Source organism: Actinomyces johnsonii (assembly GCF_006546835.1).
Taxonomy (GTDB): domain Bacteria; phylum Actinomycetota; class Actinomycetes; order Actinomycetales; family Actinomycetaceae; genus Actinomyces; species Actinomyces johnsonii.
The window spans coordinates 59,008-82,171 of sequence record NZ_VICB01000023.1; the positions used below are offsets into that span (position 1 = coordinate 59,008).

Below are 23,164 nucleotides of genomic sequence, written 5' to 3' on the forward strand. Positions count from 1 at the left end.
CCTCGCCTCCGGAGCCCCGGGCCGAGCTGCCCTGTACGAATACCTCTGGGGGCCGCGTCCCACCGTCGGACCCGACGGCGGGACGCGGCCTCCGCGGCACTGCTTTCAGTGCCAGTAGGGCTTACCCTGCGAGAGGACAGGGCCTGCCCGCCCGACGTCGTCGTGCCCGCTCCCCTGTCTCGTCGCTCTGGCGCTCGCAACTCTCACGTACACGGTTTTCTCACGTAACTCAGGACATGACCCGCACGACTTCATCACGCCGGTCCAGCGGCGGTATCTTCGCCTCCTTCAGGTTCCACAACTACCGGATCTGGTTCCTGTCCGCCCTCGTGGCCAACACCGGGACCTGGATGCAGCGCGTGGCCCAGGACTGGCTGGTGCTGCGCATCCTCACCAACGACTCCGCCTCCGCCACCGGCCTGACCACCGCCCTGCAGTTCCTCCCCATGCTCCTGCTGTCCGCCCACGCCGGCCTCGTCGCGGACCGGGTCGACCAGCGCAGGTTCCTCATCATCACTCAGAGCGCCATGGGCCTGGTCTCCGCCGTCGTCGCCATCGACGTCCTGGCCGGAAGCGTGCGCCTCTGGCACGTCTACCTCGCCGCCTTCCTCGGGGGCCTTGCCGCCGCCTACGACGCCCCGGCCCGCCAGACCTTCGTGGCCCGGATGGTGCCGGCCGAGCACCTGTCCAACGCCGTGGGGCTCAACTCCGCCTCCTTCAACGCCGCCCGGCTCCTGGGCCCGGCGCTCGCCGGCGTCGTCATCACCTGGGTCGGCGCCGGCTGGGTCTTCGCCGTCAACGCCGCCACCTTCCTCTTCCCGGCCGCCGCTCTGGCCACCATGAGACTGAACGAGCTCGTGGACATGCCCCGCGCCCGCCGCGCCGCCGGTCAGCTCCGCGAGGGCCTGGCCTACCTGCGCGGCCGCACCGATCTCATCGTCATCATCGCTGTGATCGCGGTCGTCTCCATGCTCACCCTCAACTTCCAGGTCACCATGGCCGCGACTGTGCGCACCGTCTTCCACCTGGAGTCCGACGCCTACGGCACCGTCTCCTCGGTCTTCGCCGTCGGGTCCCTCTCCGGCGCCCTGTGGGCGGCCCGACGCCGCAACCCCCGACCGCGCACCGTCGTCGTGGCCGCCTTTGCCCTGGGAGTCTTCTCCCTCCTCCTGGCCGTCATGCCCACCTATCTGACCTTCACGATCATGACGATCCCGGTGGGCCTGTGCGTCCTGACGCTCCTGACCAGCGCCAATCAGACCGTGCAGATGACCACCGAGCCGGCCATGCGCGGCCGGGTCTTGAGTATCTACATGATGTTCTTCCTGGGGTCGACGCCGGTGGGTGCCCCGCTCATCGGGTGGGTGGCCGACGCCTGGGGACCGCGCATCGCGATCGCGGCCGGCGGCCTGAGCGCTGTCCTCGCCGCCCTGGTCGCCGCCGCCTGGAGCTACAGGCACTGGAACCTGTCCCTGCATTACTCCTCCACCCGCCCCTACCTCAGGGCCGCTCCGAAGGCACCGACGGAGGCTCCGGAGTCGGAGAGCCGCGGCGACGACGTCGACTGACAGAACTGACTGAGTCGACTGGCGGAGTCGATCGAGTATCCGGACGGGCTATACGCACGCTATCCGTCGCGCATCTCCGAGGCACTGGGGAGTCCTCCCCGGCCGAGGATCGGCGAGCCGACAGGCGATACTGGCCACATCCCAGAGCGCTGTCTATCCTTTCAAAGAACGCGGTCCTGACGGATGCGCCCTCCGGAGGGGCCCGAGCTGCCGCGGCAACCCACCTCAAGCAGGAGCCCACCTCATGAGCGAGCTGATCGACACCACCGAGATGTACCTCAAGACCGTCTACGAGCTCGAGGAGGACGGCGTTCCACCGCTGCGGGCCCGCATCGTCGAGCGCCTCGACCACTCGGGTCCCACGGTCTCCCAGACGGTGGCGCGCATGGAGCGCGACGGCCTCATCAAGGTCGCCGACGACCGCTCCCTCCAGCTCACCGAGGAGGGCCGTAGACGGGCCACCGAAGTGATTCGCAAGCACCGACTTGCCGAAAGGCTGCTGCTGGACGTCATCGGCATGGACCGCCGGCTCGTCCATGAGGAGGCCTGCCGTTGGGAGCACGTGATGAGTGAACAGGTCGAGGAGCGCCTGGCCGTCATCCTCGACGACGTCTCCGCTGACCCCTTCGGCAACCCCATCCCGCCGCAGACCGCCGAACATCCCAAGCCCTCCGCAGATGAGGTCAGTGTGGAGCGCATCGCCGGCCGTGAGACCGCCACTGCCGTCGTCAGCCGCATCGGAGAGCCGATCCAGGCGGATGCCGGGCTCATCGCCGCTCTCGAGGACGCCGCGATCGCGGCCGGTGCCCAGGTGGAACTGCGCATCAGCGCCGGTGGGGTGCGGCTCGTCGGGGCCTCTGGCGACCCCGTCGTCCTGGCTGATGACGTTGCCCGCCACCTCTTCGTTCAGCGCTGAGGGACGCCGATCGGCCTCTCTGTCAGAATCCACAGAAACACCTGAAAACATCCTGTGCAGGCAAGGCTGTTATGCCGGCGCCCCGGGTCCCGAGAGTGTGGGATGCGGGGCGCTGTTTTGTGATTCAGCTCACAGGCGAGAGTTCTCTCTCACTGTGAGTCCCATCGGGGTGGGGTGGAGAGGAAATGGTGACCGCTCCGATAGGCGGATGTTCTTTTTCCGCTAAATGCCGCCATTTCGTCCGTCATCGCTATTCGCTCTCGCGGACCGAGGTCCCTGGAGATATATGGAGGAAACCGAAAATCGACACGAGGTGTCTCGGCTCACAACAGTGTGTGACACCTGGCCGTGACGAAGCGCTGGTCTGTCATGTAGCGTTCAGGTCGTTGCCGCAGACAACCGTCTCGGTGGCGTCTCGGATCGGGGCTTAGTCCTGCCACTCGGTCTGAGGCAAGTGGAACCAACAACTCAAGTGGCAGGAACGGGGGAACCAACTACCGGTCGCCCGGACTGACAGTCCGAACGACCTTGGGGTGAAGCCCGCATCTGCGGGCCGGGCGTCTCCAGTCCGAACCCGACAGCTCACCTCGTCGGCTCAACAGGAGAAAGCATTCATGTCCTCACGCACCATCGCACGTCACCGCAAAGCCACCCGAGCCCTTACCCCACTGGATGACTTTGCTCCCACCGCGCGCCGAGGTCTGGCGGTCGCCGCATCGTCCGGTCTTGCTCTGACCATGCTCGCCTCGGGTGCCAACGCCGCAGGCCGCGCAGAGGTCACGTCCTCCGGAACCATTGAGGCGTCCGGCGTGACTCCCGGGGTCGGCATCCTCGCCGCCAACGCTAGCGAGGCCCTGGCCGCGCGTCAGCAGATCACCATCTCTCAGGCCAGCTGGGTCACCGAGGCCGCCCCGCAGGTCGAGGCCGTGGCTCCGACCCCTGCCGCTCCCGAAACTCCCGCCGCTCCCGAGGCTCCCGCCGCCGAGGCCCAGGCCGAGCAGAATGCCGACAACGCCGCTGCCGCCACTGCTGCTGACCACGGCACCGACGCCGCCTCCGCGGACACGCAGACTGCTCAGACCACCCAGGCCTCCGCGCCGACCGCCAACTCCAACTCTTCTGTCGTGGCCATCGCTATGCAGTACGTGGGTGCTCCCTACGTGTGGGGCGCCTCCGGTCCGAACGCCTTCGACTGCTCCGGCTTCACCTCCTACGTGTATGCCCAGGTCGGCATCAACCTGCCCCGTACCTCCGGCGCCCAGGCTGCGGCCGGTACCCCGGTGTCCGCCGCTGAGGCCCAGCCCGGCGACCTGGTCACCTGGCCCGGCCACGTCGGCATCTACGCCGGCAACGGCATGGTCGTCGAGGCCGGTAACGAGTCCACCGGTGTGGTCTACCGCGAGCTGTGGGGCTCCCCGAGCTTCGTCCGCGTCGCCTGATTCAGACGCTGAAATCCTTCCCGTGAGGGGCGGGTGCCGTGAGGCGCCCGCCCCTCACCGCGTTGTGGCGAGGGGCGGGCGGGGTGGAGAGGGCTCGCATGGGGAAAACAGACACAACCTCATCATGTGGTGGTCCCCACACCCCTTTTCGAGGCAGAATGTTCCTTGGGTCGCAGACCGTATCTCGAGAAAGGGCAGATCCCATGACTGATGGCAACGTCATCCTCGTCGGAGTCGATGGTTCACCCGAGTCCCTGGCAGCAGTGGACTGGGCTGTTGCGCGTGCCGAACGCCAGGGCTGGCGCGTTCACATACTGTGCGCATACTCCCTGCCCTCCTTCACCACCGCCTCCCTCGACGGCGGCTACGCGGCGCTCGACGACTCGGCCATCAGGTCCGGTGCCCAAGCCGTCATCGACGAGGCCGTCGAACGCGTTAAGAAGTCCGGAGTGGCCGTCACCTCCTCCTTGGAGACCGGGGACCCGGCCGGCGTCCTCGTCGACCTCTCCGAAGAGGCGACTCTGGCCGTCGTCGGTACCCGCGGAGGCGGCGGCTTCGCTGACCGTCTATTGGGGACCGTCTCCTCCGCCCTGCCTGCGCACAGCCACTGCCCAGCTGTCGTCGTGCCCCAGCGCACCGAGGGGGCCGACTACACGCCGGTGCGCCGCATCGTCGTCGGGGTCGACGGCTCCTCCTCGGCCCGCAAGGCCCTCAAATGGGCCGTGGCCGAGGCGGAGGCCTGGGGCGCCGAGCTCACCGCCATCGCAGCCGTGCCGATGGCCTCCGGAGCGGGCGCGCTCGCCTGGCTACCGGCCGCCGTCGACCGCGAGCAGGTCCTGGCCGACGTTCGTTCCGGGTTGGACCGCGCCATCAATGAGGCCCTCGAGGGCCATGAGGGCGTCACAGTGCGCCGTCACGCGCTGGACGGAAACCCGGCCGAGCTCCTGGCCGAGTTCTCCACCGCCGTGGACCTCGTCGTCGTCGGCTCACGCGGACGCGGGGGCTTCTCCGGGCTCCTGCTGGGCTCCACCAGCCAGGCCGTTCTGGCCCATGCGTCGTGCCCTGTCCTGGTAGCGCCCTCGCACCATATCAAGGGTGAGCGGCGCTCCTCGCGCACCTCCACCCCGTGGGGCCGCGCCTGAGAACGCGATCGCTGCCGCGAACCTGCGTCGCCCCGGTTCCGGCTGAACGGGCCGCCGGTGAACCGCCGGTCGCAGCGTGTGCAGCCGCATCAGAGGCACTGCCGTGCCGACCAACCTCACATCGGTTGGCACGGCAGACGCGCTGATGCTGCTCTAGGTCTTGTTATGTATGGCACCAGTGCGCCGGTCTTGATCGGGAACGTACTTCGTGATCGGGAACTGCGTTGTCCCGCAGACGACTGGGGGCGGACGCCAGTGGTTTGCGGGATGGGTACGTTCTGGATGGGAAACGCAGTTCTCGATTGGCGGCCGCCCGTTCCGTGCCGCTGTCGAGGCGGGCCAGTGCCGACTAGTGGGGGTCGGGGCCGGTGCGGTGCTCGTCGCCTCACGCCGCCTACCGATGCGGCGTCGCGGAAGCGCCCGCAAGCCCCGGACGACCCGGGGCAGCCGAGCCCAACAGACTCGCACAACAGTCCCTAAGTTCAGCCCGAGTGCAGTGTGAACACGGCGCCACCCCGATGTCCGGCTGGTCATGCGCGGGCCGATCCGCTGGTAGTCTTCCGCCCAGGCCCTCGTAGCTCAGGGGATAGAGCACCGCTCTCCTAAAGCGGGTGTCGTTGGTTCGAATCCAATCGAGGGCGCGGCCGCCGGACGGTGTCCGTCGACGTCGGACGGACCCGCTCGGCTCAACCCGGCGTCCATAGACATTGGTCGACGTCGGTACCGGTGCGGCCCCTAGGGCGAGCCACGCCCCGGTGCGTCTCCACGCCCAAGGGCCGATGGGCCTATATCTTGAGCGTATGACGCCATCGTTCTTCTCCTTCGGCCGCAAGCGGCGCGATGCTGCCCTCCGGGAGGATGAGCGCAAGGGCGCCGGAGCCTCGAGCGGATCGGATCAAGCCGCGAGTCGACGGCGTTTCGCCGCGGACCTGGGGGCCCTGGCCGCGGCGCCGAGCAAGCCCGAACCGGCCCCCGAACCGCCGGCCCCGCCCGCTCCCGTGCGCCCCGCGCCCGCACCGCCGCTCAGCGAGGCGGACGTCGAACGACGCGAGCGCATCGATATGGCCCTGTCCGACTGGCGCAGCCAGCTCGTAGATCTGGGCGGCGTGGCGAGCCTGGATGACATCACCCTGCTCGACGGCGTCGTCGACCTCACCGCCGCGCACCCCTCGGGCCTGGCTCAGCTCTACGCCGGCCGGCCCACCCACCTGTCCAGCATCGTACGCGAGCGCAACGCCCTGGGCGAGGCCCGCCAGTCCCTGCGGGAGGTTTCCGCCCGCACCGACATCCTCGCCCGTCAGTTCGGCGTCGCACCGGTCTACCTGGCCATCGGGGTGGCCACCTGGAACGAGACGGTTCCCCAGGACGGCGAGGACGATGGCAGCATCCACCTGGCCGACGGCGCCTCACCGGAGGCCGCGGACCTCACCGCCCAGATCCCGCACGTCGAGCGCATTGCGGCCGAGCACGCGGCTCGCAACGCCCTGGCCGCCGCCGGCCTGACCGTCCCCGAGGCCCCCTCGGGCCCGCGCGTGCGCACCGTCAACGCACCCGTCCTGCTGCGCCCCGTGCGCCTGGCCAGCGCCACCGCCGACGCCACCCTCACCCTCGACCCCACGATCGAGGTGAACCCGGTCCTCACCCGCGCGCTGCGCCGCTACCAGTGCACCACCGACATCGGCGACATCGCCCGCGCCGCCCTGTCCTCGGCGGGTTTCACCCCCCGCTCCGCCCTGGCCCGCATCGGCGCCCTGGGACGGCAGTACCTGCCCGGCTTCGAGATCCACGAGCGCCTCGTCGTCGGCGCCTTCGTCCACCCGGGACAGGCTCTGGTGGAGGACTTCGACGCCGTTCTGGAGCGTTCGCGCACCTCCGCCCTGGTCGCGGCCATTGCTGGCGACGAGGGGGCCCGCGAGGCCCTGAGCGTCGAGCTGCCCCCGTCCGTCCCCACCGACCGGGTCCCCGGCGCCGAGCGCGGCGTGGGCGACCTGGAACCGGCCCAGCTCGACGTCATCGAGTCGGTGGGTACCGGAGCGAGCTTCCTCATCGACGCGCCCCCCGGCTCCGACGTCGCTGGCACCCTGGCCGCCGTCTTCGCCGACGCCGCTGCCTCCGGGCGCACCGTGCTGCACGTGCCCGCCACCAGCGCCGACGGGCACGCCGTGGCGAGCGCCCTGCGCGAGGCGGGCCTGGGCTCCATGGTCTTGGACCTCACCGAGGACGCTGCCTGGCGCCAGCACGCCTCCGAGGGCATCCGCGAGAGCCTGGGCGTCCAGCCTCCCCAGCTCGACGTTGCCGGGATCATCTCCCTGCGCGACCGCCTCACCACGGTCCGATCCCGCCTGGACCGCTACGTGCGGGCCCTGCACCGATCCCGCGAGCCCTGGTCCGTCTCCGCCTACGAGGCCCTCCAGAAGCTCGCCGAGCTCACCAGCCGACGCGACCGCGCCACCACCCGCGCCCGCATCGATGCCCAGCACCTGGGGCGCCTCGACGAGGACGGCATGGTCCGGGCCCGCACCCTCCTGCACCGGGGGTACGCCCTGGGCCTGTTCACCCCCGAGGTCTCCTCCAGCGCCTGGAACGGGATCCCGGTGGCGGACATGGACGAGGCCACCGATGCACTCGTCCACCTGCGCGCCCTGGCCAACGACCTGCTTCCCTCCATCCAGGAGCACACGGCCACGGTCACCCGCACCACCGGCCTGAGCCACGCCCGCAACCTCGGCCAGTGGATCGAGCAGCTCGACATGTTCGACGGCGTGCGCGAGTCCCTGGACGTCTTCCTGCCCGAGGTCTTCGAGCGCTCAGCCGCCGACATGGTCATCGCCACCGCCTCCAAGCGCTGGCGCGACGAGCGGGGCATCCACATGGACGGCTCACGGCGCCGCCGTTTCACGCGCCAGGCCAATGACCTGGTGCGGCCGGGCCGCGTCGTCGACGACCTGCACGCGGAGCTGGTCAAGGTCCAGCGCCGCCGCGAGGTGTGGCGCAGGCACGACCCCGACGGCGGCTGGCCCCGTCTACCGCAGGGCCTGGACGAGATGCGGCGTACCGCCGGTCGGGCTCGCGGCGCCGTTTCCGAGGTCCAGCCGCTGCTGGGGCGCGCCCAGGATTCACCGGTGCTTATGGAGATGCCCCTGGAGGACCTCCTGGAGCTGGCCCGCTCGCTGGCTGCCGACGATCTCACCGCTCAGAAGCTCCCCGAGGTCAACCGTATCCGCACCGACCTCGAGGAGATGGGGCTGAGCGACTTCGTGGCCGACATGGCCGCCCGGAGCGTCGAGGACGAGCAGCTCGAGCCCGAGCTCACCTACTGCTGGTGGTCCTCCCTGCTGTCTCAGACCCTCGCCGCAGATCCGGACCTCGGGGGCCTCGACGCGCGCGCCCTGTCCCAGATGGCCGTCTCACTGCGCGAGCTCGACGCCGCCCACAGCCGCTCCCTGTCCGGTCCCGTGGCGCAGGCCTGCGCCCGCCGGGTGCGCGCCGCCGTTGAGCATGACAAGGCTGACGCGCGCGCCCTGTACATCGCGCTGGCCCGCGAGGACGGCGTCCCCCTGCGCGAGATCATCGACGCACACCCCATGGCGCTGCTGGCCCGGCCGATCTGGATCGTCCCGCCCACGCTCGTGCCCCAGATCTTCTCGCCCACGGCTGTGGTGGACCTGGCCGTCCTGGACGCCTCCACGCCCATGCCGGTCCCACAGGTCCTGCCCGCCTTCGTGCGCGCCGAACAGGTGCTCGTCGTCGGCGACTCCCGGCGCACGACGACGGGCCTGGCCGCCGAGCTCGGCCCGCTCCTCCCCTCCCGTACCCTGCCGACGGCCCGCAACAGCCTCGACGCCGGTATCGCCGCCTTCCTGGCGGCCAACGGATACGAGGGCGTCGTCGAGGCCGTCCCCTCCCCGCCGGGCGAGGCCCACCTGTCCCTGGAGCTCGTGGACGGCAAGGGCATGCCGGCCCCCGGGCAGACAGCGGTCGAGACCGTGGAGGCCGAGGTCTCCCGCGTCGTCGACATGGTCATCGACCGAGCCCTGACCCGACCCGAGGAGTCGCTGGGCGTCATCGCCCTCAACCGCCTGCACGCCGACGCCCTGCGCTCGGCCATTACCCGGGCGGCCGCCGGCGCACCAGCCCTGGAGGAGTTCTTCGCACCCGGCGCCGCTGAGCCCTTCACCGTCGTCGAGCTGGCCGAGGCCCGTGCTTTGCGGCGAGACCACATCATTATCTCGGTGGGCTATGCCAAGACCCCGCACGGGCGCACCATCCACAACTTTGGCCCCGTCTCCGACCACAGCGGCATGGTGGGGCTCGTCGAGGCCCTGTGCTCCTCGCGGGGCAGCACCCAGGTGGTCTCCTGCCTGGCCGCCGACGACATCGACCGCGACCGCCTGCGAGCCCCCGGGGCGCGCCTGCTGCGCGAGGTCCTGGCCCGCGCCGAGGACGCCTCCCAGACCGGCAACTCGGCCGGCAAGGTGCCCGACCGGCTCCTGGTGGACCTGGCCGAGCACCTGTGGCGCAAAGGCCTGTCCGTCGTCCCCCGCTACGGGACCGACGGCGGTGTACGCATCCCGCTGGCCATCGGCCACCCCGACTACCCCGACGAGCTGCTGGTGGCGGTCCTGACCGACGATGTCGACTACATCTCCGAGCCGAGCCTGCGCCGGCGGGACCGGCACCGCGTTGAGCGCCTCGAGCGGCGCGGCTGGCGCGTCCACATGGCCTTCTCCGCCGGGGTGTTCGTCGACCCGGAGGCCGAGGCGAAGGCCGTTGAGGAGCTCGTCCTGGCCGTCCTCGTGGAGCGCCAGGGCAATGCGGCTCCGCCCATGGAGGCGGTGCCCGACCGTGTCGACGACTCGGCGCGCGCTGTCCCGGAGGTGCCGGAGCCCGAGCCCGGTGAGGCGTCCGAACGCACCGAGCGCCCTCGCATCGCCCAGGGGTTGCCGCTGCAGGCCTACTCTGATGACCAGCTCGACGACCTCATGGCCTGGATCCGCTCCGACGGGGTGGGCCGCTCCGAGGCCCGGGAGGTCGAGGAGCTCCGGGCGGCCCTGGCCCTGCGCCGTCGCGGCTCGGGGATTGATGCCGTCCTGGCCAATGCGGTGCGGCGCACCCGCTGAGCGGCTCGATCGGCGCTGATGCACCCCGAGGGACACTCAGATGGCAGACCACTCAGACCGGGGCAGTGCCCCGGGTGCGCAGCCCGCCCCGCATGGCGACGCGACGTCCGGGCGGGGGAGGTCACGGCGCCGTCGCCGGGTTGTTGCCCTGTCCGCCCGGGATCGGGAGCGCGTCGCCCGCGGCGAGGATCCCGAGGACCTGGCGAGAGCCGACTACGAGCATGATGCGCTGACCGGCACCGGGGAAGGGCTCGATGTGTCCGAGACCGGTGGCGCCGCCACCAATGACGCCCGCCTCAGGCGAGATATCCCCCCGCACTGGGGTTGATAATCGCGGAACCGCATGTCATACGCCGGGAAAGGCTTCTTCCGGCGTCGCGTCATGGGGAAGTGCGGAAGGCCCCGCCGATCATGAGGATCGGCGGGGCCTTGAAGCGATGGCGTGATCGCGGTTATCGAATCGCTGCGAGACTCACTGCTTGGCGGAGTTGGCCGAGAGCAGGTCGCGGATCTCGGTGAGCAGCTCGACGTCGGTGACCTCCTTGGCCTCCTCCTCAGCCTTCTGCTTGGCCACGCGCTCCTTGATCTTGTTCATCGGCAGAACGATGGCGAAGTAGACGGCGATGGCGATAAGGAAGAAGTTCACCACAGCGGTGAGGATCTTGCCAGGCTGAATGAACTCGGTGGAGCTCGCGAAGATTTTGAACTGGCCGATGGAGTCGAAGTTCGGCTGGCCGACGATCTGACCAATAATGTCGAGGATGACCTTGGTGATGGCGTCAACGATCGGCTTGAACGCGTTACCGATGATGACGGCGACGGCGAGCTCGAGGGCGTTGCCCTGCGCGATGAACTCCTTGAATCCCTTGATCATGGCGATCCTTTCATAGCGGCGCGGGCAGGCATCTGCCGGGGTGCGCCATCGGGGGACTGTGAAAGCGCAGCGTCTTATCATCTCGTCCATGTAAGCTGCTGCAGCGGCATTACGGGCTCAGCGCAATGCCGAGCGTGCTATTCGTAGCCGCACCAACTACCGGAATAGCGCTACCAGCAGGAATAGCCAGTGTGATAAGTGTTACTTTCTTATTCTCCGTCCAGCGTCCACTCTCCCCGGCCTCTTGAGTCAAGATCACTCGAGCCCCGGAACAGAGCACCATGCTGTGTTGCGCAAACGGTCCGGTCGACTTTCCTTGGGAAAGGCTTTGAGAAGGCTTCTGAATTCCTGGTGATTCCTGTTCGGATGGCGATAGTGAGGGCGTATCCGGTGCTTGAGCGGGCGCATTTGTTGAACTGTTCTCCGGATCGTTCTGCGCAGGCGTCCCGGCCTGCGCATCGGACCCTTCTGGCGGCACTGTGCCCGAGGGCTGAGTATCATCCTGCGATGTGGCTTGGGGAATCCAGCCCTCTTGCACCTGCCCGATGATGTCGACCCTCGCTCCGGGGCGGGCGAGCTCGGCTCCGACATCGATCGGTACCTGGACTATTCGTTCGTCGGGGCCCAGCTGTTGGGCCATGTTTCCGCTGGTCATCGAGATTGTCAGGACGGTGCCCGCCTCCAGGGCGATAGCCGCTCGGGTCCCAACGACCTGCTCCCGGGAGGCCAGCCCGGACTGCGGAAGTGCCGATGCCGGCAGCTCGACCGTCGAGACGTCCTTCTCGGTGATCAGGGCTCCGGCGCTGATCTGGCGGGCGGCGATGAGCGCCTGCTGACCCTGCTCGGGGCCGGGGCGCAGCACGCTGAGTGCCACCAGGACCGCCGTCCCCAGACACACCGCCACGACCAGATGGCGATGTCGCCACAGCAGGAGCGAGGGGCGCTGCGCGGCCAGTCGGCCGCCGGACCGCGATGAGCGGGCGGTCCCCGGGGACGAGCGAGAGGATTCTTTGGAGGATTCCCCGCGGGGCTCATTACGGGGCGGGCGGCTGGACAGGCGATGGCGGAGTCTCATGCCCCCAGGATCGGGGGATCTCCGCTGCCCGGCGCGCCGCAGTCCCCGGCCCTGTGGAGGCGTATCGCACCGGCGGGCCTGTGGCCCCCGGGCTCAGGCTCCGCACCCGAGTTCAGGCCTCCAGGGCGCCGGCGTGCGCTGGGGAGCCGGCGGCCAGCAGGAACCACTCCTGAGCCGTGATAACGGCGTCCACGGACTCGTCGTGCTCCTCGACGGGGAGCGGCCCGGCCACCAGCTCCTCGGGATGAATGATCGCGAAGGTATGGGTGTCCGGAGCTCGCAGCGGCAGCATCCGGTCGTACCATCCGCCGCCCTGCCCCAGGCGTCGCCCGTCGCAGTCCACGGCGAGCGCAGGAATGAGGAGGGCCTCGACCTTACGCACCTCCTCGGCCGGCAGTGCGGGGCCGCTGGGCTCCGGAGGACGCCTCGGCGCCCGCTCCGCCAGGTCCCCGGCCCCCCGGAACCGCCCCCAGCAGCGCGCCAGGTGCGGTCCGAGCACCGGCAACAGCACCTCGACGCCGGCCTCATGAAGCCGTTCCAGCAGCAGCCGGGTGCAGGGCTCGGTGCCCGTTGACACGAAGGTCGCCACGCTCGCCGCACCGGCCACCGCCTCCAGGGCATGCTCGGTCAGTGCCTCACAGGCCGCCGTGTGCCCCGAGGAGGGGTGGCGGTGGTGGGCGCGCCGGTGCTCCCGCAGTACCTTGCGCAGCTCGTCCTTGGCGTCGTCGACCTCGAGTTGACTCGTATCGGGAAGCTCCAGCGCGCCGGTCGTCATGGATCCATCTTCGCAGGTGATGGTGCCCCGTGTCTGAACCGTTCGTCCCGGCGGGGCACAGCGCGTGTCGCCAACCTGACGGTAACCTGAGTGCCATGAGAACAGTGGCCGAACACCTGGCCGCCTGCCTGGAGATCGCCCAGGCGGCCGCGCCCCTCGACGTGGTCCTTCCCGACGCCGTCGGATGCGTCCTCGCCCAGGACGTCGTCGCCGGAATCGACCTGCCCGCGGTGGACCTGGCCGGCCAGGACGGCTACGCCGTCATCGCCAGGGACGTCCGCGAGGCGACCCGGAACAATCCCCTCGTGCTCGACGTCGTCGACGCGGTGCGCGCCGGCGACATGCGCCCCTGCCACCTCGTCTCCGGGGCCGCCGTCCTCATCGACTCCGGCGCCCCCATGCCGCTGGGGGCCGACACCGTCATCCCCTGGACCGACACCGACCGCGGGGAGTCCCGGGTCAGCCTCTACTGCGCCGCCACGGCCGGCGACCATGTGCGCAGGCGCGCCGAGGACGTCAAGTCCGGAACCACCGTCCTCAAACGGGGCTCGCGCGTCAGCGCCCGGCACATCGCTCTCCTGGCGGGCCTCGGGCTGCACAGGGTACGCGTGCACCCCGCCCCACGCGTTGTCGTGGTCTCCATCGGAGACGAGCTGGTCGAGCCCGGCCAGTCCCGCGAGGCCGGGGACGTCTTCGACGCCAACGGCCACGCCCTGGCCTGCGCCGTCACCGACGCCGGGGGCCAGGCCTTCCGCGTGTCCGCGGTCCCCGACGAGTTACGCGCCCTGGCCGATACCATCGAAGACCAGCTCGTGCGCGCCGACGTCCTCATCACCACCGGGGGCCTGAGCGTCGGCCAGGGCGACACGGTCAAGGAAGTCCTCACCCCCCTGGGATCGGTGCGATTCGACGCCGTCGCCATGTCCCCGGGCCGCCAGCTCGGCGTGGGGACGGTCGAGGGCACCCCGATCTTCTGCCTGCCCGGAGACCCGGTCAGCGCCCAGATCGCCTTCGAGACCTTCGTGCGCCCGGTCCTGCGCCAGATCGCTGGACGCACCTCCCTGCACCGCTCCAGCCTGCCCGCCGCTATCTCCGAGGGCTGGCACTCGCCGGTGGGCAAGCGCCAGTTTATCCCCGTACACGTCAGCGGCTCGCCCTCCCTCGGCTACCGAGCCGAACCGACGACGCCGCCCGGGACCGTCCGGCTGCACGGCCTGTCCGAGGCCAACGCCATCGCCGTCGTCCCTGAGGACACCAGCACCGTGGTGGCCGGCGACACCCTCCACTGCCTCCTGCTGGACGCCTGATGCCCGATGATCCGGCCCCGCAGCAGGAGCCTCGCGACGACGACGCCGGGCAGCTTCCCAGGGCGGAGGCTCGTGGCGGCTCCATCGGAGGAGGACTTCGGCGGGCCATGGACGGCCTGCTGCTCGGGGCGGGCGCGGCGCCGCGCTTCACCTGGCCGGTGAGCCTCGAGCCGGAAGCTGTTCGAGAAGAGAATCGAGAAGGGAGGGGCCGCGGCGGATTGGTGGATCGCCCGCTCCTCGTGGTGCGCGAACTCCGGGAGGCCGACGAGGAGGCCTGGAAGGCGCTGCGACTGGCGGAGAACGAGCGGCTTGCCCCCTGGGAGGCCACCCTGCCTCCCGGCGGCGGGGAATCCCTGAGCGCCTTCCCGGCGTTCGTGCGCCGCCAGACCCGCCGGGCGAGGCTGGGAGAGGCGATGCCGTTCGTCGTCGAGGTCGACGGCGCCTTCGCGGGTCAGGTCGCCGTCGACCCGATTACTTGGGGCGCCACGCGCAGCGCTCAGGTGGGCTACTGGATCGCAGGCGCCTGGCAGGGGCGCGGAATCATGCGCCTGTCGGTGGCCCTGGTCCTCGACCATCTCCTGGGGCCGGTCGGGCTGCACCGTGTGGAGATCAACGTGCGCCCGGAGAACACGCGCAGCCTGGATCTGTGCCGCGGACTCGGGCTGCGCGAGGAGGGATTGCGGCGCGGCTACATGCACATCAACGGCGCCTGGGCCGACCATGTCTCCTTCGCCGCCGTGGCCGAGGAGGTTCGCAGACCCGACGGCGTCGGCTTCCAACGGCGGCTCACCGGCGGATGAGGTTTTTCCAGGATGGGTTCCGGGTGCGGGCGGGGCGCACTCGCGGGGTGCGCCGAATGCTTCGGAGAGGCGGATTTTCGACTGAGGACCGACCGGTCGAGACGTGGACAGCGAGACAGAAGAAACGAATGTGACCAGTGTGATGATAGAGATGAAATGCTGACAGTGTGACTTCTTGAATCCCAGGTATTTCGCAGGAAAAGCGGAGTGTTCCTGCGCGGGGACGGGGGTGGACACGCCTACCGTTACGGTGTGGGAATCGAGATCTGGGCCGTCATTGCCCTCATCACGGTTCTCTCCGTGTACCTCCTTCCGTATTTGGTGGGGCGCCGCGAGATGGCGCGGCGCTCCAATGTCCAGGACCGCTACTCTGCTGAGCTGCGCGTCCTGGCCACGGGTGCCGCCGCCGTCGAGCACGGCAACACCTGTGCGAGCAGTGGGCATGCGGAGCTCTTTCGACGTCGACCGGAGGTGAGGGTGATGAATAGGCCCGCTGTGAGGAATGTGCGTGCTGTGCGCACGGAGCGCGAGCTCAACCATGCCCGTCAGGTCCACGCCCGGGGGCGCGAGCGCCGGCGGGTCGCCGCCTCGCACCGCGGGATCGTCGCTTGCGTTCTGCTTGGGGTGTCGCTGGGTGCCTGGGTACTGGGCTTCGTGACGGCCCTGCCGTGGTGGCCCGCCCTGCTGCCCACCGCCCTGCTCGGGGTCTCGATGGTGGCCGGCCGCCGCGCCGCGTTGGCCTCCGCCGCGGCCGACCGCCGCGAGCGGCGTCGGATCGCCGAGATCGAGCACACCCTGGTGACCCTGACCGGTCGCCGTTCCTCGGCCTCGGTCGTGGCCGCGCCCCGTTCCGTCGTCGACGGTGCGCGCAGCGCCTCCAGCGGCGCCGACAGCTCCAGCGCTGCCTCACTCACCGGCGAGTCCCGTGCCGCGCAGGACCCGTTCATGGAACGGCTCGCTCGGGAAGGTGCCCAGCGGGCGGCAGCCCGCTCCGCGACGTCGGCCCAGGAGACCGCGGGCCCCGCTTCTGCCGACACCACCACCGAGACCATGTCCCCGGCCGCTCCCTCGTCCGCATCGGCGGCTGAGACCGCCGGTGCTCGGCCCTCCTACAGCACGGATTCCGAGGCGGATCGCCCCGGAGCGAGCGATGCCGATCTCGATACCGTCCTCGATGCGACCTCGCGCGACGACGAGAGGAGCTCATCGCGTACCCAGGACGTCGGCGCCTCATCTCCCTCGACCCCCTCCCGCCGTCTGGTCGGCTGGGGGAAACTCTTCGCCGAGGCCAGCGCGATCGCGCGGGAGACGCACGAGGCTTCGGCATCGGCCCCCGATGCTCCCGCACATGGCCGGCAGGTCGCTCCTCCGGCCGCCTCCGAGTCGGCCTGCCCGGCCGAGGGCCCGCAGACTCCCGCTGCCGGCGCGTCCGTCGAGGGCGAGGAGGTGACCCAGGAGGAGACGACGACGTCGACCCCGCCTCAGGGCTGGCGGCCGGTCCACGTGCCCGCACCGACCTACACTCTGGCGGCCCGTGCACCCCGGCGCTCCTACGCCGACCCGGTGGTCGACCCGGGCACCTCGGCGCCGGTGCCCGCGCGCCCGCAGACGGCCCGTGCATACGTCCCGGCACCGGTGGAGGACGATGAGGAAGAGCTCTTCCACCCCATCGACCTCGACGCCATCCTCGAAGGGCGGCACGCGGCCGGCGAGTGATCGTCGGGCCGTGTGGTGCGGCTGCCCGCCCGGGCAGCTCTGGGGAGTCTGGCGCGGTGGGCGGGCTCACCGCCACCGAACTTGCCAGGACGCCTGGCAGCGGTGCTAGGATCGATCCGCACTTGGGGCTATGGCGCAGTTGGTAGCGCGTCTCGTTCGCAATGAGAAGGTCGGGGGTTCGAATCCCCCTAGCTCCACCACCTCAGAGGTCCGTCCCGCCAGGAAGATGGCGGGACGGACCTTTTTCGACGTTGCCACAGCAGGCTCTCGCCGACACGACCGCCTCGCCGGGGCGAGCGGTACTTATCGTCGGTGCAGAACTTTGATCTGGTGAGTTGTCGAAGCTTCGAGTCCGGCGTCGTGATCGAGGAGTACGTCCACACCATCCGGTAGCAGTCCACTGAGCACCTAGGCTTCACCCTGCGGATCGCGCCTTACCCGAATCGGGTGGAGCGGTGAGGGGAACTAGACGCTGCACAGTCCTTTTCGCCGCGTCGGGCGCCCCAGCCCAGGCACGATTCCCTATTCATCATCCGCTCGGCCGAATCGAGCCCGTGACGCTCCGCGACCAGCCGGTGCTGAGTCGCGACGTTGCATTCGACATGGACGTGATCCGGGGAGTTCATGGCCCACGATCCCAACGAATACCTGCAGTCGGTATTGCATCGCTCGACTTCCTATACCTATCGGATGCCGTTCAAGATCGGCGCGAGTATAGCCAATGCCGACGACCGGGCGGCGGAACTGGTCCGCATCCTGCGGGCAAGCACGACCGATCAGCGCGAGCTACGAAACGCGGTCGGCATCATGCGGGAGCGTGGGGCGCTCACCGAGGCGCGGGCAATCGCAGATCAGCACCAGGACGCCTGCTTGCGCATCATCTCCAACATGGACTTCCTCCACAGCGAGGATAGCGAGTTGTGGTGCAGTTTTATACCATAATTTTCGAACCGCGATCGATGGAAGGAAACATCCCTATGACCACGTCCGTTGAAACCGATCGCGGGACCATCCGTGTCAGTTCGTTGACTAAGACGTACCCGGGGCCCACCCACGGCCTGAAGGTGCTCGACGACGTTTCGCTCACTGCCGAGCGGGGCAGCTACATTGCTCTGCGAGGTGTCTCGGGTAGCGGCAAATCGACCCTGCTCAACATCCTGGGTGGCATCGAGGTGTTTGACTCAGGAAAGGTCGAGGTGAGTGGGGCAGACCTGGGAACCTTGTCGCGAGGACAACGCACTGCCTTCCGGGCCAGCACCATCGGTTTCATCTTCCAGTTCTTCAACTTACTGCCCACCCTCACCGCCTTGGAGAATGTGTCTGCAGCGCTCGAACCGCTGAATAAAGCGGCTGTTGAGCGGCGCGAGCAGGCGATGGACATGTTGGACGCAGTCGGGATCGCACACCTCGCCGGCAACTTCCCCGCCCAGATGTCCGGTGGCGAGCAGCAGCGCGTCTCGATCGCCCGGGCGATGGTCAAGCAGCCTCCGGTGATTCTGGCCGATGAGCCAACTGGTGCGCTTGACCACAAGAATGCGACGCAGGTGCTTGACTGCCTGACCCGGTTGCAACAGCAGATCGGCACCACGATCGTCGTCGCCACCCACGATCCAATCGTTATCAGCTATGCCACCGAGACCTGGGAAATGTGCGATGGCGCCATCGAGGTTGGTCGCTCATGATCCAGATTCACAATCCGGCCCGTGTCCTTCCGCTCACCTCGCTGCAGAAATTCGCCCTCGGCTCGGCCTGGTCGATGGTCGGTCGGCTGATGCTGTTGATTGCGGTAGCGTCCATGGCCTTCTCGATGCTGGTTGGCGAGTACTCGGCGCTGTCGAGCATCACTAAGGCGCGTGATAGTTGGTATTCTGCGGGTCAACTCGCAGACTTGGAACTGCGATTCACCCCCGCACCGAACCAGTCGGCGCCGCGCTTCGATGAGCTGCCCGGGCTGACCGATAGTGCGTCCCGCCAAGTCCTGCCCGGACGCACAAAGCTGACCGGGGCCGACGACCTGGCGCTGACCGTAATCTCTTCCGATTCGGTATGGGCAGGGGCTCGGTTGAACATTCTGACGCCTCTTGAGGGGACCCTTCTGACGCGGGACGACGAGTCAGGTGCATTGATCGACCAAGGCATGGCGCACTACCACTCGGTCGGTGTCGGTGACTCACTGGACATTGAGGTCGGCGGCACTACGCGAACCGTGACTGTGCGCGGGATCGTTCGAGACCCCGAGTTCCTCATCGCCCCGCTCAACCCGAGCCTGTTCATCTCCGCCAAGGACTCCATGGGCGTGGTTTACCTGCCCCCGTCGTCGCAGAGCGTGAATAGCGTGGTCTTCAACTTCGAACCGGGACAGGATCTCGACGCCGCTCGGCAGTCTGTTCTCGATGCGGCCGCCGCACAGCATTTGGCCGGGGCCTACGCCATGGAGCGGGAAGAGCAGTTCGCCTACCAGTATGTCGAGAAGAACCTTGACGTCTTCGGCGTCGTCATTCCCTTGATGGTGCTGGTGGGAGCGTTGTCGGCTGCCTTCGTGTCGATGTTCCTGTCGGCGCAGTGGATTGCACGGGAGCGCAAGAGCATCGCAGTGCTACTAGTGCAGGGTCATCAACCCATCGCCGTGGCCCGCGCCTATGTCCTGCCCTACATGTGGCTGGTCGCCTGGACCATCCTCATGGGTCTGCTGGGATCGGTGTTCGTAGGACGTGCGTTCCTGGAGAACTTCGCATCCTCGGTCGGGTTGCCGAGTGTGCCATTTGTCCTCGACCCCGTGGTGATCGCCATCGGTTGTGTTGGCACCCTGGTCGTTTACGGGCTCGGCGCAGCGCTTGCCTTTGCAGGGATCTTCCGGATGTCGCCGCGCGATGCGATGACCCGCACCGTCGACACCGGTCGCGGCGGCCGCATCAGAGGGGCCTGGCTGGGGACTCTGGTGTCGAGCACCACAACCCGACTTTCAGTCAGAAACGTTCAGCGCAACCCGTGGGTGTCTGCCCTGACCGTGTTGGCCATCGCGATCGGCTTTGGCCTGACGGCGGCCTATTCCCTGTCGTATTCCTCGGTGATCGCCACTTCTCGGTCAGCCGTTGACGGCAACGAGTGGGACTTGACTGTCGACTTCGTCCAACCACAGGCAGACGCTCAGGCGGCAGCCCTCATGGCGGAGGCCGGCGTGAGCGAGTGGACCCCGATCATCAAGACGGTGGCCCAAGCGACCAACGGTTCAGCCATCGAAAACCTGATGGTCGGCGGCTTCGACCCGCAGAACACTTGGCACAAGGTCGCTCTTATCGAAGGTTCTGACATCTCCGAGTCCAATCTGGATGGCGTGGTCATCGAGGCCGGACTCGCTCACCGGTTGGCACTTGAGCCGGGCGATGTCCTCACGGTGGATGCAACCGGAACCAAGCACGAGGCCCAAGTAGTGGGGATCATGTCGTCTGCGTTGCCCGGTGAGGTTCGCTCGACGTTGGAGTTCGCGAGCTCGCTCACTGGAAGCAACCTGTTCTCGGGCGTGCTGGTCAAGGCCTCGCCCGGCGCGATTGCAGCGACCACCGCTGCACTGAACTCCGAATCGGGGGTGCAGCAGGCTTTGAGCAAGGATGAGATAGTCAAGCTGATCGTCGCGTCGTCCTCCCAGATCACAGCCCTGCTGTGGCTCGGTGCCCTAACAAGCATCGCGGTGGCGCTGTTGTTCGTGGGGGCGTGTCTTGGCTATACGATCCTGGAACGAAGACGCGAGTACTCACTGCTCAGTTTGCTCGGTTTCCGCAACGGAGCGATTCGCAGCACTGTGGTCATGGAGGCGTCACTGCTCGGGCTAGCCGGCATCGTGATCGCCTTCCCCGTCGCCTGGCTGGTTTCGCGGCTGCTCAACGAGCGTATCTCGGATACCTGGTTCAATATCGACACCCACCTGTCGGCTCAACCATTCCTGGTGACGTTCTTGCCCGGACTCATCCTCCTACCGCTCGCCGCGCTGCCATTGGCCCAGTGGGTGCTGCGCGCCAGCGATCCAGGGAACCGCGAGCGAGGAATCGGTTGATATGAGTAAGGAGTAGTTTTGCAACGAGCTTTGTTGACGGTTCTACGGTGCCCGGCCTGCGATTAGCAGGTGGCGTTAGCGCCCTCAGCCACCGACGGTTCATTGATTGAGATTGAGGTAGTGCCGCTGGGACCGTCGTGCAGAACTTTGATCTGGTGAGTTGTCGAAGCTTCGAGTCGGGTGTCGTGATTGCGGAACACGTCCGTACCATCCGGTAGCAGTCCACTGCGCGCCACCCACGTGGTGGCTGCCGCTGCGGCGAATAGCCCGCTGTGCCAGGCGAAGTCGGTCAGGAGGTCGTGGCCGGACCTCGATATCGAGGCAGAGACGGGGCTGGTGGACGGGCTCTCTATCCATCTGCTCATCAACCTCGACCCCGGCTTCAGGTGGCAGGCCCTGCGAATGATCGAGGCTGGCATCGACCGGCTGCGGCCGTAGGCTCGGCCATCGTCCGGATGCGTGTCGGCCGCCGGGGCGACTTGACCTTGACATCGTGACAAGGCCTTTCCTTGGGAGCAGGAGGTGGTCCCGATGACCCGTACAACCCCGCAGGACTTCCGCGTCGCGAATGCCTTGAGCGCTGAGAGTTCTTCGATCCGTCTGCAGGCGGCCCTGGCCATCGGGTCCGGAGCCGACGCCGACTACACGGAGTTGCTCGTCGAGCGGTGTGCGATCGAGCCGGACTTCTTCGTTCGGGACATGCTCTCCTGGGCGCTTACCCGCATGCCGCCGGAGATCGTTCTGCCTCGCCTCCACCGGGAGCTCGACTCTGGGTGCAACCAGGCCCGCAGTCAGGCCCTGCACACACTCTCCAAAATCGGGGACAAGAGCGTCTGGCCCTGGATCACCCGTGAGATGCTCGGCGATCCGGACGACGGGATCGCGCGGACCGCCTGGCGCACCGCCGTCGTCCTCGTTTCGGAGGACGAGAAGGTGTCTCTGGCCGAGGAGCTGACGCGCCAGCTCGGTCGCGGAGACCGCAGCGTTCAGCTGAGCCTGAGCCGGGCGCTGATCGACCTCGGCGAGTTCGCCGACCCCGTCCTGGAGAAGGCTGCGCAGAGTCTCGATCCGAAGGTGGCTGCGCACGCCCGTGCCACCGAGCTGCTTCGGCAGGACCCTGAGAGAGGTTTTGAGGAGGCCATCTCCGAGGCGAGGCTGATGCTCACACCGGGGGCGCCAAGCGCGGAGGAGCCGGATACTAGCGTGACAAGAGCTGAATCTGCGGGGGATGACTCCGTGGGGGTGCAGGAGGCGATGGAGTGCTGATCGGCGATGCGGCCCGGTCCTGTGGAGTGAGCGCCCGGATGCTCCGGCACTATGAGGCTCTGGGTCTGGTGCGGCCGATAGGCCGCACCAGCGCCGGCTACCGCGACTACTCCGCCGAGGATGTCCGCAGAATCTTCCAGGTGGAGAGCCTTCGATCCATGGGGCTGTCGCTCAAGCAGGTGGGGCGCGCTCTGGAAGACCCGGACCTGACGCCCGCCGCGCTCGTCGTTGACCTCATCCGGTGCACTGAGGAGCGTCTGGCCCAGGAGCGCGAGCTGCTCGACCGGCTCCGGGCCATTGACGCCTCCGCGCCTGCCGACTGGCGCGATGTCCTGCGCGTCATTGACCTGATGCGAGACCTTGACTCGGAAAGTGCCGCACGCAGGCAGCAGGCCGTTCTGATCCGATCTGCGGGAGCACCGGTCCCCGTCGAACTGCTGGCCGAAGCGCTTCTGAGCGAGTCCGAGCCGGATGTCGCGGGTGCGCTGCGCTGGGCCATCGCCCGATCTGGCGGTGATGCGGTGGCGGCGCTGCGCGCCGGTGCTCGCGCAGAGGATACGGATGTTCGACGGCGCGCGGTTCGGGCGATCTCTGAGGTGCCCGAGGCGCCGGGCGCCGCCGTCGTGCTCACACAGGCCCTCGACGACCCCGACGCGGTCGTGCGCGATTGCGCCGCTCTGGCGCTGGGGCGATGCGGTATGACCGAGGCCGTCCCCGTCCTTGTCGCGATGGTGGTCGAAGGCGCCCACGATGTGGAGGCGGCGGAGGTGCTGGGAGCGCTGTGCCACGACGATGAGCGTGCGTCCTGGATTGTCAATGCTCTGACCGACGAGCTCGCCGCGCCCACCGCCGGGACCGCCGTACGACTGCGTCTGACTCAGGCTCTCATCGAGCTCCCGGTCGCTGCCGCCGGAGAGGCGCTTCTCCGGTTGACCCGCGACTCCGACCCCGCCGTCGCCCGCCTCGCCTCGGTCTTCGCCTGAGTCCTGAACGAGCGGAGCCATCGAGGACGTATCGATGGCGTGTGGCCGGGCTTCTTCGTGGTTCAGGCTCAATGGCGGGTAGTCGACGGAGGATTCGCAGTTTCCTACAACAGTGCAGTGATCTCGCTCACA

The 23,164-nt window shown here is 68.4% G+C and carries 18 protein-coding genes, 2 tRNA genes and 1 riboswitch; of the genes, 17 read left to right on the forward strand and 3 right to left on the reverse strand.

The annotated features are described in order from the left end of the window. Positions 1-236 precede the first annotated feature (236 nt). The 7 genes from FK256_RS12695 to FK256_RS14450 all read left to right on the forward strand — a co-directional run bounded on the left by FK256_RS12695 (position 237) and on the right by FK256_RS14450 (position 10,513). On the forward strand, positions 237-1,568 hold the full coding sequence (locus FK256_RS12695; RefSeq protein ID WP_021608958.1) for an MFS transporter: 1,332 nt from the start codon (positions 237-239) through the stop codon (positions 1,566-1,568). Between the two features lie 244 nt (positions 1,569-1,812). Continuing rightward, positions 1,813-2,484 (forward strand): metal-dependent transcriptional regulator, encoded by a 672-nt coding sequence (locus tag FK256_RS12700; protein ID WP_141424995.1) that lies wholly within the window; start codon positions 1,813-1,815, stop codon positions 2,482-2,484. 448 nt (positions 2,485-2,932) lie between these two features. Continuing rightward, a riboswitch (cyclic di-AMP (ydaO/yuaA leader) is annotated at positions 2,933-3,095 on the forward strand. 3 nt (positions 3,096-3,098) lie between these two features. Beyond that, on the forward strand, positions 3,099-3,923 hold the full coding sequence (locus tag FK256_RS12705) for a C40 family peptidase (RefSeq protein ID WP_141424996.1): 825 nt from the start codon (positions 3,099-3,101) through the stop codon (positions 3,921-3,923). A 203-nt stretch (positions 3,924-4,126) separates the two neighbouring features. Continuing rightward, the gene (locus tag FK256_RS12710; protein ID WP_021604838.1) at positions 4,127-5,065 is read left to right on the forward strand and encodes a universal stress protein; all 939 of its coding nucleotides are present in this window, start codon (positions 4,127-4,129) and stop codon (positions 5,063-5,065) included. Positions 5,066-5,633: 568 nt separating this feature from the next. Beyond that, positions 5,634-5,706 (forward strand) — tRNA-Arg (locus tag FK256_RS12720). Between the two features lie 159 nt (positions 5,707-5,865). Further along, entirely contained in the window at positions 5,866-10,185 is a 4,320-nt protein-coding gene (locus tag FK256_RS12725; protein ID WP_141424998.1) for a DNA helicase, read from the forward strand. Positions 10,186-10,225: 40 nt separating this feature from the next. Further along, the gene (locus FK256_RS14450) at positions 10,226-10,513 is read left to right on the forward strand and encodes a hypothetical protein (protein ID WP_141424999.1); all 288 of its coding nucleotides are present in this window, start codon (positions 10,226-10,228) and stop codon (positions 10,511-10,513) included. A gap of 144 nt (positions 10,514-10,657) precedes the next feature. Here the strand turns inward: FK256_RS14450 and mscL are convergent, their stop codons facing one another. The 3 genes from mscL to FK256_RS12745 form a co-directional block, all read right to left on the reverse strand. Next, on the reverse strand, positions 10,658-11,059 hold the full coding sequence (gene mscL / locus FK256_RS12735) for a large conductance mechanosensitive channel protein MscL (RefSeq protein ID WP_141425000.1): 402 nt from the start codon (positions 11,057-11,059) through the stop codon (positions 10,658-10,660). 109 nt (positions 11,060-11,168) lie between these two features. Further along, positions 11,169-12,134, reverse strand: coding sequence for an SAF domain-containing protein (locus FK256_RS12740; RefSeq protein WP_141425001.1), 966 nt, complete (start codon positions 12,132-12,134; stop codon positions 11,169-11,171). A gap of 112 nt (positions 12,135-12,246) precedes the next feature. Next, positions 12,247-12,909: a 5-formyltetrahydrofolate cyclo-ligase gene (locus FK256_RS12745; protein WP_021606095.1), complete on the reverse strand. Its 663-nt coding sequence runs from the start codon at positions 12,907-12,909 to the stop codon at positions 12,247-12,249. Between the two features lie 95 nt (positions 12,910-13,004). On the opposite strand from FK256_RS12745, the gene FK256_RS12750 reads away from it, so the two are divergent. The 10 genes from FK256_RS12750 (at position 13,005) to FK256_RS12800 (ending at position 23,032) form a co-directional block, all read left to right on the forward strand. Next, complete coding sequence (locus tag FK256_RS12750; RefSeq protein WP_009234609.1) at positions 13,005-14,216, forward strand: molybdopterin molybdotransferase MoeA; 1,212 nt, start codon at positions 13,005-13,007, stop codon at positions 14,214-14,216. After that, entirely contained in the window at positions 14,216-15,016 is an 801-nt protein-coding gene (locus FK256_RS12755; protein ID WP_244936443.1) for a GNAT family N-acetyltransferase, read from the forward strand. Before FK256_RS12750 ends, FK256_RS12755 begins: the two co-directional genes overlap by 1 nt. A 252-nt stretch (positions 15,017-15,268) precedes the next feature. Then, positions 15,269-16,732 (forward strand): hypothetical protein, encoded by a 1,464-nt coding sequence (locus FK256_RS12760; protein ID WP_244936445.1) that lies wholly within the window; start codon positions 15,269-15,271, stop codon positions 16,730-16,732. A 124-nt stretch (positions 16,733-16,856) separates the two neighbouring features. Next, positions 16,857-16,932, forward strand: a tRNA-Ala gene (locus tag FK256_RS12765). A gap of 424 nt (positions 16,933-17,356) precedes the next feature. Continuing rightward, positions 17,357-17,674, forward strand: coding sequence for a hypothetical protein (locus tag FK256_RS12770; protein WP_141425003.1), 318 nt, complete (start codon positions 17,357-17,359; stop codon positions 17,672-17,674). Positions 17,675-17,709: 35 nt separating this feature from the next. After that, the gene (locus tag FK256_RS12775) at positions 17,710-18,414 is read left to right on the forward strand and encodes an ABC transporter ATP-binding protein (protein ID WP_021607232.1); all 705 of its coding nucleotides are present in this window, start codon (positions 17,710-17,712) and stop codon (positions 18,412-18,414) included. After that, complete coding sequence (locus FK256_RS12780; RefSeq protein ID WP_141425004.1) at positions 18,411-20,783, forward strand: FtsX-like permease family protein; 2,373 nt, start codon at positions 18,411-18,413, stop codon at positions 20,781-20,783. The genes FK256_RS12775 and FK256_RS12780 overlap by 4 nt, the downstream gene beginning before the upstream one ends. A 189-nt stretch (positions 20,784-20,972) precedes the next feature. Next, the gene (locus FK256_RS14455) at positions 20,973-21,221 is read left to right on the forward strand and encodes a hypothetical protein (RefSeq protein WP_197274129.1); all 249 of its coding nucleotides are present in this window, start codon (positions 20,973-20,975) and stop codon (positions 21,219-21,221) included. Positions 21,222-21,314: 93 nt separating this feature from the next. Further along, a complete protein-coding gene (locus FK256_RS12795) occupies positions 21,315-22,049 on the forward strand; it encodes a HEAT repeat domain-containing protein (protein WP_141425005.1) in 735 nt (244 codons plus the stop codon). Next, on the forward strand, positions 22,043-23,032 hold the full coding sequence (locus FK256_RS12800; RefSeq protein WP_141425006.1) for a HEAT repeat domain-containing protein: 990 nt from the start codon (positions 22,043-22,045) through the stop codon (positions 23,030-23,032). The genes FK256_RS12795 and FK256_RS12800 overlap by 7 nt, the downstream gene beginning before the upstream one ends. Positions 23,033-23,164: the final 132 nt, after the last annotated feature.